This is a genomic window from Shewanella colwelliana (assembly GCF_001735525.1).
Classification (GTDB): domain Bacteria; phylum Pseudomonadota; class Gammaproteobacteria; order Enterobacterales; family Shewanellaceae; genus Shewanella; species Shewanella colwelliana.
Genome location: NZ_MCBT01000044.1, coordinates 1 through 12,459, shown reverse-complemented (window position 1 = coordinate 12,459; position 12,459 = coordinate 1). Strand labels below are relative to the sequence as shown.

General features: G+C 45.3%; 11 protein-coding genes. 4 read left to right on the top strand and 7 right to left on the bottom strand.

The window, feature by feature from the left end; translation table 11 throughout:
- Window positions 1-8: 8 nt before the first annotated feature.
- From putP to BEL05_RS14530, 3 genes are all read right to left on the bottom strand, one after another.
- A complete protein-coding gene (gene putP, locus BEL05_RS14540) occupies window positions 9-1,505 on the bottom strand; it encodes a sodium/proline symporter PutP (RefSeq protein WP_069671601.1) in 1,497 nt (498 codons plus the stop codon).
- A 584-nt stretch (window positions 1,506-2,089) separates the two neighbouring features.
- Window positions 2,090-2,842, bottom strand: coding sequence for a sporulation protein (locus BEL05_RS14535; RefSeq protein WP_069671600.1), 753 nt, complete (start codon window positions 2,840-2,842; stop codon window positions 2,090-2,092).
- Between the two features lie 132 nt (window positions 2,843-2,974).
- Window positions 2,975-3,859: a LysR family transcriptional regulator gene (locus BEL05_RS14530; protein WP_069671599.1), complete on the bottom strand. Its 885-nt coding sequence runs from the start codon at window positions 3,857-3,859 to the stop codon at window positions 2,975-2,977.
- Between the two features lie 188 nt (window positions 3,860-4,047).
- Here BEL05_RS14530 and BEL05_RS14525 point away from each other — a divergent pair, with 188 nt between their 5' ends.
- Window positions 4,048-4,353 (top strand): monooxygenase, encoded by a 306-nt coding sequence (locus BEL05_RS14525; protein ID WP_069671598.1) that lies wholly within the window; start codon window positions 4,048-4,050, stop codon window positions 4,351-4,353.
- A gap of 15 nt (window positions 4,354-4,368) precedes the next feature.
- On the top strand, window positions 4,369-4,758 hold the full coding sequence (locus BEL05_RS14520) for a hypothetical protein (protein WP_069671597.1): 390 nt from the start codon (window positions 4,369-4,371) through the stop codon (window positions 4,756-4,758).
- A gap of 74 nt (window positions 4,759-4,832) precedes the next feature.
- On the opposite strand, the gene BEL05_RS14515 is transcribed toward BEL05_RS14520, so the two are convergent.
- Both BEL05_RS14515 and BEL05_RS14510 read right to left on the bottom strand, forming a co-directional pair.
- On the bottom strand, window positions 4,833-6,278 hold the full coding sequence (locus tag BEL05_RS14515; protein WP_069671596.1) for a phospholipase D-like domain-containing protein: 1,446 nt from the start codon (window positions 6,276-6,278) through the stop codon (window positions 4,833-4,835).
- Window positions 6,279-7,051: 773 nt separating this feature from the next.
- Entirely contained in the window at window positions 7,052-7,645 is a 594-nt protein-coding gene (locus tag BEL05_RS14510; protein ID WP_069671595.1) for a DUF7010 family protein, read from the bottom strand.
- A 359-nt stretch (window positions 7,646-8,004) separates the two neighbouring features.
- Here BEL05_RS14510 and BEL05_RS14505 point away from each other — a divergent pair, with 359 nt between their 5' ends.
- Window positions 8,005-8,253: a hypothetical protein gene (locus BEL05_RS14505; protein WP_069671594.1), complete on the top strand. Its 249-nt coding sequence runs from the start codon at window positions 8,005-8,007 to the stop codon at window positions 8,251-8,253.
- Between the two features lie 161 nt (window positions 8,254-8,414).
- The gene (locus tag BEL05_RS14500) at window positions 8,415-9,068 is read left to right on the top strand and encodes a cupin domain-containing protein (RefSeq protein ID WP_069671714.1); all 654 of its coding nucleotides are present in this window, start codon (window positions 8,415-8,417) and stop codon (window positions 9,066-9,068) included.
- 193 nt (window positions 9,069-9,261) lie between these two features.
- Here BEL05_RS14500 and BEL05_RS14495 read toward each other — a convergent pair whose 3' ends face one another.
- Window positions 9,262-10,323, bottom strand: a complete 1,062-nt coding sequence (locus BEL05_RS14495; RefSeq protein WP_069671593.1) for an OmpA family protein — start codon at window positions 10,321-10,323, stop codon at window positions 9,262-9,264.
- An 81-nt stretch (window positions 10,324-10,404) separates the two neighbouring features.
- The coding region (locus tag BEL05_RS21070; protein WP_217629869.1) for a hypothetical protein at window positions 10,405-12,459 on the bottom strand (2,055 nt) is incomplete at its 5' end.

Here is a 12,459-nt window from a genome sequence, read left to right as displayed (position 1 = left end):
CCGTGTCCCTATCTTTGTTCTGCCAGTACTCGGCCTGCCTTGTTGAATGTATCGACGGTGTTTTCACAAGGTTCGCTATCGAGAGCGCTAGTGATCCATATTGCCGCGCTACTGACTAAGAACCCTGGGATCATCTCGTAGATCACGCTGGTCAGTGCTTGGCCGTTGGCGAGGACTGGGGCGTATATCCAAAACAGGACTGTTGCTGCACCAGAGACAATACCAACTATGGCAGCTTTGTGGGTTAGGTTGCGCTTATACAAACTAAACAATATAAGTGGGCCAAATGCTGCCCCAAATCCTGCCCAAGCATTACTCACAAGGGACAAAATGCTATTAGAGCGATCCATTGCCAATACACTGGCAACGATAGCAACACCGGCAACGCCGTAACGGCCCATGGCAACCATCTGTTTTTCAGTGGCCTCGCGTTTTGATACAACACGATAAATGTCTTCGGTTAGTGAACTCGATGACACCAAGAGTTGCGATGATATCGTACTCATGATCGCAGCTAAAATCGCCGCCAAGAGAAATCCACTGATCATAGGGTGGAAGAGCAGTTCTGAGAATACAATAAAGATAGTTTCAGGATCGCTGAGCTTCATCTCAAACTTGTTGGCATAGGCTATTCCCACAAGTCCTGTTGCCAGTGCCCCAACAATTGTCACCATCATCCAGCTCATGCCGATGTTTTTCGCCATTTTAATGTCAGAGACACAACGTATCGCCATAAAGCGAACGATGATGTGCGGTTGACCAAAGTAACCCAACCCCCAAGATAAACTTGAGATCAGCCCTAGTAGCGTCACGTTTTGCATTGCTTCGCCAAAGTGCGGTATCGACTCATAGGCAAAGTTCATCATTTTGTCAGCATTACTAAACTCTTGGTAGGCGACAACGGGCACTAAGATAAGCGCCACAAACATGATGCAACCCTGTACAAAGTCGGTAAGGCTCACAGCTAGAAAGCCACCCAGCAGGGTGTATGACACCACAACACCTAAGGTGATAACGAGTCCTAATTCATAGTTTAGGCCAAAGGCTGATTCAAACAGTTTACCGCCTGCCACCAATCCCGCGGAGGTGTATAGAGTAAAAAAGATCACAATTATCACCGCGGCGATAATCCTAATATTACTGCTTGGGGCGTGAAATCGCTTGGCGAAGAACTCGGGGATTGTCAGCGCATTATCAGCAACTTCGGTATAAACCCTTAGTTTTGGCGCAACAATTAAGTAGTTTATCAGCGCGCCTAATAACAAGCCGAGTGCGATATAGATGGTTTCAAAACCGACTAAAAACATGGCGCCTGGCAGACCCATAAGCATCCAACCGCTCATGTCTGAGGCGCCAGCTGATAGCGCAGTGACCTGTGGGCTCACCTTACGGCCACCGAGAATGTACCCTGATACATCGCTGGTTGACTGTTTATAGGCAAACAGTCCTATTGCCAACATAGCGATAAAATAAACGGCCAATGAAACATAACTAAGATAGTGCATGAACTAGTGGCCTCCTAACGCTTTGTTATTTTGAATCCCACTGGGTTTCAACATGACAAAGAGATAGGTGCTTAAAATGGCGATTAAGCACAGCAGTTGCATACTCTCTTTGGTTTTTATTGCTGTGGTGTGCCATATCCGTGAAATGAGATTTTCGTCTGTTGCATTGTCTGACGACATTATTGCCCTCCTGAGCGTTAAATAAATGACTAAGCCTGACTACTATCACAATATAGTTAGAGCGCTAATAGTTAGTGTTGTAACTATTCTAGCATTTTTGGGAATTAAATTTCTAGGCTTTAAGCGGTTTGCAGCTGTTTATGAAACTTTACAACACCTAAAATAGTTTGAGGTGTTAGTTTTTTTGGAGCGGTATATGGGTGATGTGAGTCTCTATAGAGACGTGGTGTAGCGGTGGTTGGAGCGAGTGTGGAAGTTAAACAAATCTAGATTGAGGTGCGAGTCGATAGAAAACTGCGGTTATTAGTTAAGTTGTTGTTTTATATTTTGTTGTTAGGTGTAGGATGCGCGTTATAAGTAAAGGAGGCTGACCTACTTGTCGCCTCCGTTTTTATATCTGTTGGTTAGCTGAGGAGGTTTTCTATATAAGGGCGAACCGCGTCGACAGTGTCACAGTGGTTCGGGATTGATACACTGAGGTAACCATCACCTGTGAAAGCCCTATCTATCTCAATCAGTACTCCAGTCGATTCACCGTTGTCGACGAAGGTGACTTCAAGTTCTCTAGCCCCAAAAAATGAGTGGGAAGCGGGTTTAAACTCATACTCTTGGTAGCAGGGGAGGTGGGATGAAAATTGCTTAGCGCGTATATAACCCGCTTCGATATCGGTCTTATAAAGCCGATAACCGCTGTTTTCGATAAGCTCAAGTACAGCAAGCTGTGTCGCAGAGGGGACGATCACTAAGGGATCTTTGTCACTGCCATCAACCCCATTTTTAATGTCGAGCCCAGTCTGCAACCAGACTTTAGCAATAGGTTGACCAAAGAGCTGTGTTGCTGGTGCTTCTGAATGAAGATTAAGGTTAAATCGGCGAATGACGGTTTCGCCAGGTTGGATCACTTGTTTTAGCATAGGCTTCCAGCTTTGCAATATAACACTCTTGCTATATTTTACCTCATCATCACCTAGGCTCTTTTCGGCTTTTGCCTGTGCCATAATGGCAAACTCTAGCCCGTTCAGCTCCTGCTCAACATCGCCACCCGTTATGACCACTTCAATAGCAAAGGTGTCGCCAGCACGTAGCTGATCGTCAAGCAAGATCGTATCTACCCTTGCTTTTCCAATACCAACACTGGCCAAAATTTTCTTTAACATTGCTCTTTCCTTAGATGGTTCTACACATGACGCAGACACTAACATTGTCTATTTTCATGTTCAATAACAACAATGTAAATAGATTTTTTGCCTAAAAATTAGTCGGAAGAGAGGTCGATACTTACACCTTTGCTAAGGCAAGTTGTTGCTTGAGTTTAGGAGTAATCGGTAAAGCTGCTTCGCTGCAGGGCCTGTTTTAGAGCCTTTAGGGAGTGTTAGGTGAAGTGGTACTTGGTAACTATTGGCGTGCTCTATATCGAGAACAATAATATTGGGGTCTTGGTATTTTTCGATAATGTGTTTTGGCACACGGCAATAGCCAACGCCTTGTATAAGGGCTTGCCATGCGTGATCAAAATTGTCGACGGTGATGCGTTGATTTGATTTAAGCCAACCCACATCTTGTTTTTCCCGGCTCCCTAAATCGCGGATAACGATCTGTCTGTTGGCAGCTAAGTCACCGATACACGGGCTTGCTAGTGACGCCAGAGGGTGTTGTTTGGCGACCACTAGTCGCATCTCTACCACTGCAAAAGATTCGCAGGGGTGATCGATGATTGGCAGGGTGATGATGGATATATCGGCACTTTCGTCTGTGACCATTTGGCGAGTTTTAGACAGGGATGTTTCTACAATTTGAACCGATGTTGCGCTGTTGTGTTCAAAAAACTGTGCCATAGGTTGGTATAACCATTGACGATCACACAGGTGATCGATGGCAACAGTTAATTGTGACTCTAACCCCCTTGCTGCTTGCGTGCTGAGTTCTTCCAAAATGATGGCTTGATCTAACATAGATTGGGCTCTGCGTAACAAGGACTTACCTTCATCGGTGAGCACGGCTTTACGATTTTCGATACGAATAAGCGACAGGTCTAGCTGTGTTTCAAGCTTTTTTACTGCGTAGATAAGCGTGGTATGGCTTTTGTTTAACTGATGTGCTGCCGCTTGAATGCTACCAGCTTTGTTGATTTCCAGCAGGGTATGCCACTGTTCTAGTGTTGTTTTTAGTTTCATCGGTCTAATTTTTCCACAGTTATGCGCAATATTTTGAACTTTTCTGTCTAAATTTTATGAGTAGTATGGCACTTATCACTCGAGTACACCTAGCCAATTGTGAGTTGGCAAGAGGTGTTCAGCCGTTGAAGTGCGCAACACTCGACAGCGACACTAACATTTTTAATAGACATTGATTGGAGCGAAATATGAACAAATTACTACAGGTAGACTTTGAATATGAAGGACCATTTGGCGAGGAGATGACGGCTATGCTAACGGGGTTGGCTGAGTCGATTAACCATGAGCCTGGTATGATATGGAAGATATGGACTGAGAGCGCTAATGATAAGCTGGGTGGAGGCATATACCTGTTTGAAGATGAAGCATCTGCTAAGACCTATTTAGCTATGCATGCAGCGCGTCTAAAAGAGATGGGGATTGAGCAGGTACGTGGCAAGGTTTTTGATGTCAATCGCTCCCTTTCAACCATTAATCGTTCACCGCTGGTTTAAGCTGGAGAGCATGTTATGACTAATAAAGTCTTTTTAACTATACATGGCGTTATCTACGCTGTATTTGCGGTAGTGCTATTCTTTTTACCCCAATATGTGTGGCCAATGTATGGCGTTGAGCTCAATGATCAATACGCCTACTTTCTATCACAACATACCAGTATCTTTTTAGGTGGACTGGCAGCAGTTACCATTTTGCTAAGGGACATAGCGTCTGGCGAGGTGGCAAAAAAGTTGATGCTGGCATTAGTGATTGCGAACGGGCTGGGGGCATTAATCACCCTTTATGCAGGGGTCATTGGCATTTTTAGTGGATTTGGCTGGAGCGATCCCCTCTTTTTCAGCGTCCTGTCAGTGCTATCCTTGATGCAATACAAAAACAATCGCAGTGCGCATTACCCATAGGTTAGATAGTATTGGCAATGTCACGCTGAATGAAAAGCGGCCATAGAGTTATGGCCGCTGGGGATCGGCAGTAATTACTTACTTTGCCATTCACTTACATATTGCTTGAGATCTAACATGGCAGCACCGCCGACATATGAGACGGCTGCAAGTGTGTCCATATTGTCGATAGGACGCGCTGCGATGATATTTTTTGCAGCAGTTTTATTCATTGCTGCATCAATATCCAGTTCGGTCATACTGGCATTATTGATGATATCGAGGACGACGCCAACCTCGGTACTGGTGAAGAAAACACCTTCCCAAGTTCCCTCTTCATAGGCGGGGGTGGCGCAATCAGTACCATTTCCTGCAACACAAAAGCTGTAGCTAAAGTGCCCTTCAAATTCAGCTGCACTGGCTTTGTCGTGAATAATAATGATGTTCTCGTCATTGCCAAATGCTGCTGCACCACTGATATTGTGTGAACCTGTTAATACAATATCGTCGATGATCATATATTTGTGATGAAATTTGTCGCCGCCGTTGAGTTGCGCAACACGCACATCTGCAGGGTTCTCCCAAATATTATTGTCGGCACCCGTAAAACTATCGACTTCGATTTCACCTTTGGTGTTGGGTGACTCTTTGCCTAACATATCTTGAAACTCAGAGTAGTAGCGAGAGAAGAAGGAGCGATCGCCTAAGCCTTGCACCTCGACCCCAGCGTCGTGACGGAGCTCCATCTCATCAGCGATATCTTGCGCGCTGATGACGAACTGGGCCAAATGAATACGGTATTGAGCATTACGGATATATTGCTGCATATTGTACAAGGTTGACCCTTGATAGACGCTAGGAGACTGCGGGGTAAACTGTACGTCAATGCGAATATTATCGTTATTGGTGTAGACAGTTTCGAGTTGGTGATCAGGTTTTCCTAGGCCAAAAAGCGAGTCTTGTGCACCGCCAGGGCCGTCACCCCACATCAAGTTAAATTGGTGGGTATAGACAGTGGCTAACTGATTCGAGTCGATAATGATAATGTGGTTGTCATTGCCTTCACTCACTAAGTTGCCATTAGCATCGAGATCGCCATGAACGCCAGATTGGCTAAAGTTGGTACTGCCAGAGAGTACTTTTTTTCCATCGGCCACAATGAACTTATTGTGTTGGATCTTTGAGCCTGAACTGCCATTTTCGGTATCATCAATCCAAGGGATCCCCCCCTGATTTAAAATGCCCAGTGCCATCACGTTTTCGCCAGCGATGTTGTCCTCATCTGTGATAAATTTTACATCAACGCCTCGTTGTTTTGCTGCCACCATTGCATTGGCTATCCCTGGAAGATCAAGGTCATAAATAGCCATATATAGCGTGTTATCAGCGGAGTCGATGAGTTCAATTATCTTCTGTTCGAGATTAGCTTGAACGGCGGGTGGATTAACCACGTGATTAAAGTAGATTTGGATGTCATCAGCATGACTTAATGTAGATGCAAACGATAACAACAACCCCAATTTCAGTTTATTTATTTTCATTTTTTACCCTGTTTTTTAGTAAAAGTGTAAATCGAAAATGAGTAATCTGAATCCTAATTTCAATGTAGTCTTCGCTACTTTTAACCTTCCTTAGTTTATTATCTCGCCAACATGCTAACAGTGTATTTGATCTTTTTATAGTCAATTTTTATCAAAATATTAACAAATGTATCATTTATTTTATTTGTTATATTTTGATTTTTATCCATGGTTTTTAAAAATAGTATTCATGTTTGATATTTTATCTATATACGCTGAATATCCATGCCTTGTTGATTGTTTTTTATTTAAAACAAGCGTGTTATGTAAAATTGGTGAACAAGGTTTGATAGCTTTTAAATTCTGGTTTAGTCAACTTCTTTATATGTTTTGTTATAAGGTTTTGTCGCTTGCTTTCGCTGGTTGTAAGTTGTGGTATTTATATTTAATGTCGTGGTAAGTTTGTCTTTGTTTTGGGACAGGTGGTGTTGGGTGTGGTTATTTTAATTTATCATTGTGAATAATAAGGCAGGTGAGTGTTGGCGGTTTTATCTCGCCTATGTTTTAAACTAAGGTTGAATGAGGGTTTAATTTATAAAGGTATTTTCAATTGGCAAAATCACTACTTCATTGTGATTTTTAATATATTGGATATTTTATTATCTGAAAAGTGTGCAACTTACTTAATCGAAATTTGAGCCGAATAACATTTGAAGGGCAACGCCTTTATCTACAGCAAGCAATTGAGAGGTGGCTAAACATAAAGTGAATTCACGCTTAGCCGACAGTCTGATTTAGTGGCTAACTGGTTTGCGAACGACCGGGGTGTTGAGCGCTGACCAGCGTTGGTGAAGTTGATAGAGCGAGACGAGGTAGATGCACACGATGACTGCGGGGACGGCAACAAATCGTTGTTCTGGTAGTAGCAACCATACGGTTACTATGGCGGATGTTCTGACAAAAGTATGGATCACACCAACCTTGTGTTCGATTATCCAGCTAAGTGGGAGCCACATCAATCCAGACAATATGCCGATAGAAAGGGGAATTGAGGTGTGATCTAGCGCGGCAAATGGCATTGCAATGGCAAATACCATTAGTGACATCACCACGGTATAAAGAAACAGGCTGTCAAACGGGTTTCTATCAGCCTTTTTAGCGATCAAGGTTTCTCCTGTAAATTTGGACAGTAATAGCGCCAAATAGAAAATTGAGCCTGTTCCGATGTACATGGGAAGAACCATCTGTTGGTCTGGAATTTGAGTCGCCATGATGGCCAGACTTGCCCAGATGATAGTGCCAGATAGCGGCATGGTGATCAGCTTTTTCTGCTTAAATTCGTCTCGGTATTGTTCCAATGTCTTTGTCGCTATTTGTCCGTCATCCATCTTTAATTCTCCTTGTTTAGTGTTGAGCGACGCTCGAAAGTGGTGAGGGTTAACTACTGGGCCCACCATTGATTAGCTGTCCTTAGTATCATGGGTTTCTTGATTGAGGCTAAGAGTGTTTTGTCACCAGATCGGGGTGACAAAAGTCATCTTGTGCGTGATATAACGTCGAGCGGGCTGAAGACCAATAGTGACTATGAATTGACTACTCGCTTTAGTCAGATCACGCGCAGATGATTGGCGAATGACTTTAGTCGAGTTTCGGGGTTCAAATCGGCTGCTTTGATCGGTAAAGTAGCCGTTATGACTATGCCGCGACTGACTTGCAGGCGGTGATTCCAAATTGTGAGAATGTAAAGATGAATGATGAACAAAATGTTATCGACAGCCTAGCAGCATTAGAGCAGTTTTTGCTGTCGGTAGAAAATGGTGGATTGGGACTCAAAGGGGTTGAAGGCGTTGGAATGGCAACAAATAATGCGGATGGCCGTCATTTTGTTGCCGTTTTCGACAGCAATCATAAGTTACTCCATGCGCGCTGGATCACCGATGAAGTGTATGAAACCGGTAAAGAGATGGTCCGTAATGGCGTCAAACCTAAGCACTAAATAATAGATGGCTAATTGTTAAAGTCTCGTCTTTGGGTCTGATTAGCTAAAACTTGTATCGGGGTAGACTGAGAAATGTCTCGGGATAGCTGCAGTCTATTGGCTGGAAAACCTTGTGGGCCGCTAGGGGTCTATTGAAACAAAGTCGAGAGTTAACTATGTTGTTAAATATGGATTTTAGTCATAGGGTGGTGATTGAAACGTCAGCACAGCAATGGTTGCCAAGCCCCGCTGCTGGAGTATGGCGTAGGCCGCTTGAGCGAGAAGCAAAAGAGAAGGGCCATACAAGCAGTATCGTCAAATATGAACCAAATTCAGCTTTTGCAACTCACTCCCATCCTCTGGGAGAAGAGATATTTGTCCTAGAAGGTGTTTTTTCTGATGAAGAGGGTGACTACCCTGCTGGGACCTATATTCGAAACCCGCCCGGCAGTATGCATGCGCCTTTTAGTCAGCAGGGGTGTACGATATTTGTAAAGCTCAATCAATTTCATCCAAGGGATAAAGAAAAAGTACGGGTAGATAGCAATTGTGCGCCTTGGTTACCCGGTATGGGGGGCTTAACTGTGATGCCACTGCACTCGTTTGAGCACGAACATGTTGCCTTGGTAAAGTGGCCAAAAGGAGAGAGGTTTCAGCCACATAAACATTTTGGTGGCGAAGAGATACTCGTACTGAGTGGTGAATTTAAAGATGAATTTGGTGCCTATCCAGCCGGAAGTTGGTTGCGTAGTCCTCACATGAGTCAACATTTTCCTTACGTCGAACAGGAGACTATTATTTGGGTGAAAACAGGTCACTTACCCGTTGAGTGATTATTGAATTTGCGTTAATGCTATGAATAAGCGCCTTTCTATCCATAGTTAATTGTTCATCGCCGCCCACTACCCCCAAACGTTATCGCAATCTTAGCGGTGGTATACTTACCACCGCCGCGGGCTAGATTGATGAGCCGTGTTATAAAAAACTGTCCAATGTCATTGTGCTCTTGCTGACTATCCCCTTGCCTTACTCACTCATCATGGCGGGGATTTCAAGCTCTACCCTCCGATTTAAGTGTCTTTTAAGTGGGTTTTCATTCGCTTCGACGGGAAATGATTCACCAAAGGCTGCCAATTCAATTTGCTGTGGTTTAATACCGTTGGCAATGAGGTGAGCTGATACTGCTTGAGCCCGGCGCATGGAGAGTGCTTTATTATACTCACTGGCCCCAATTGAATCGGCATAACCGCGGATGTGCACTCTCGCCTTTGGATGTTGAGTTAGTCGCTCAATGACCGCATTGAGTTCGTTGACATGTTTTAGGCTGCTGCGATCAAAATCAAATAAAACTACCCGTTGAATTGGTGCGATTTCAACTTTTTGAGGTGCAACCAAAGGGGCTTGCGCCACGGGTTGTGCGGGTTGCACGGTTTGCACTGGCGCTAGATTTGGAGAGGAGATCGCGTGACTACGCTGGCCGAAACGATACGTTAGGCCTAAGGTCGTCAGGTGGCCATGGCTACCACCAATCTCTTCGCTGCCTAGCTCATGGGTATATTGATATTCCAGCCGAGTCACCCAAGTGTCAGACCAGCGATATTCTATTCCAATCCCTACCTGTGGTGCCCATCCAGAGTCGGAACGAATGCTATAAGGCCCTTTGTTTTCTCCCTGCCATGCAAGTGTTCCTAGCTTGGCAAAGAGATCCCATTGTTGGCTAATGCCCATGCGCCCTATTGTTGAAGTCTCCCATGCTTTCATGGTGCCAGTGTATGTCTCATCAAATCCCGTTTGCGGATAGCTAGCAACAGCTTGACCGAGATCAAGGTAGGCTGTTTCCAATGCAAAGTGCGATGTAAATTGGTAGCCAGCGTACAAACCATAGGCTGCATCATTGCCATCGCATGCAGTATTCCATGCTTCACATGCGTTTTGATAGTGCATCCACCCCGCTTTTACACCGAGGTAAAGGGCGCTGTCGGTGGTGGTAGAAACTGGGGTCAATTCGTCAGCTTTAACCGCCATACTCAATGTTAGTGCTATAGCCAGTAGGGTTGATAAAACACAGCTTATGTAACGGTCGAACATAACTTGCTCCCAAAGAAGACTTTAAAAATAGGGTTAATCACGCAGTTCATGAATATCTCTTTTTGCTTTGCCATCAACTGACTAAGGCATGGTTTCAAGGCAGGCTGCATATTCTGGAACCGAGTCAGAAATTGAGCCAGATGATCCTGAAACCATATAAAGATCTCGATGTGAGCCTCCGCCCGCATCGGATGAGCTCCAGTAATAGTCAACATCGGCTCCCCAGCCGTATGCTAATGTCACGGGGGAGCTACTGAGTAAAGGGTATTTTGCAAGTGTATCGTTGTAGTACTGTTTCAGGCCAAATGGATCTGAAGTGTCTGTATCGCCCTCTACTGCGAGGGTCATACCGCGTGCCGTGCATAATGCCTCGGCATTGGGCCATGTATACAGGGTAAACTTAACGTCGCTGCCATTTTCACTTCGCTCACCGTCATGAATTGGGGCGGAGGGAATCGAAGCCTTAAGCAGCGTTGATTCATGGATCGTTAACGGGCGATGTAGACGTTTAGTTACACCACCAAGCGTAAGCTCTATGTAATCAACAGGTGCGACAGCTCTTTGAGTAACGTTGTTACTACCGTCAAGAGCGATAGGCAGCCCTCCCGTGACTTCACTATTGGGGAATGAGGATGCGAGTAAGCAGATTTCTCCCTCTTCAACAGTGGTTACGCAAACTTCGATATCGTGACCAACAAGGTTAAGGGCGTTTTCAGTCACAGGATCTCTGTTTATGGTATAGCTATTTACATCGGTGGAGCGCACCGCATTTAGTGGCGGATTAGTCGATTTCCAACTGACGCTTGATGTTGAATAGCCTCTAACGTCTAAAGTCAGGGTTTCATAGAGTTTAAGTTCGCCAGTTAAAAAAATGGCCGCAAGCGAGGTGGATATGCAAGTTTCGCTGCCTATTTTCGGCGAACCAGTAATGGCTACCGGGGTAATACAGAAGCTGATTGATTGACCATTACTATTGATTGGTGGCGTGTAATCGATATTTTGACTGACTTCGACATTATCGATTTTCCAGCTAAATAGGCTGACCCCTTCCAAGTCACCATCAGTGTCGCTGAAGTCATACGTGACGCTAAGTAGTGTGTTAGCTTTGGGGAAAGTATCCCAAATAAGATTAGATGCGACTGGTGCGCTACCTGGTTTTGGTGTGATCGTTTCTACGGGAGTACAGATTTCTAATCCGGTGTCATTTTCGCCAAAACTGGCGATAGGCGTTACGCAGAAGCTGAGATCATTAGACTCCTCAGTTACGGGGAGCAGTAATGTGTCACCTGAGGCGTAGTCAATTCCATCTATTTTCCAGGTGAGTAAACTTGCGCCTTCAGGGCGACTATTACTGTCGTTATAATCGTAGCTTGCGATAAGCGTGTTACCAACTACAGCTGCTGGGGAGTAGCTGAGATTAGTCGCCACAGGAGCGATATAGCTGCCGATGATGGTTTGCGTATCGCAGACTTCGGCGCCTTGCTTGGGCTCTCCGGTGAGTGCCACTGGGGTAATACAGAATGCTAGGCTTTTGCCTTCGCTGTCAGCGGGCAGAGTAAATGCCAGTCCGCTGCCGCTGTCGACCCCATTGAGACGCCAGCGTGTCAGGCTTACTCCTTCTAAATCGGCATCGGCATCACTGTAGCTGTAACTGGCCGTAGTGGCGCTGCCAGGTTGCAGTGGGGTGGCGATAACAACATCACTCGCTACGGGGGCACTGCCCACTTTGGGTTGAACCGTCGCTGGCGTGGTACACACTTGGGTGCCAATACTGTTGTTGCCGTAGCTTGCAACTGGAGTGACACAGAAGGTGAGCGATTTGCCTTCGCTGTCTACGCCAAGCGTGACGCTACTATTGGTAGCAACTTGGCTGCCGTCGACACGCCAACTATAGAGGCTAATGCCTTCAGGGCGACTAGCATTGTCGGTGTAGGTGTAGCTGCCCGTGAGCAATGTCCCCGCTATTACTTGGGGGGCGATGCTCAAACTGCTTGCAAGCGGCGGCACGTAGCTGCCGATGATGGTTTGCGTATCGCAGACCTCGGTGCCTTGCTTGGGCTCTCCGGTGAGTGCCACTGGGGTAATACAGAATGCTAGGCTTTTGCCTTCGCTGTCAGCGGGCAGAGTAAATGCCAG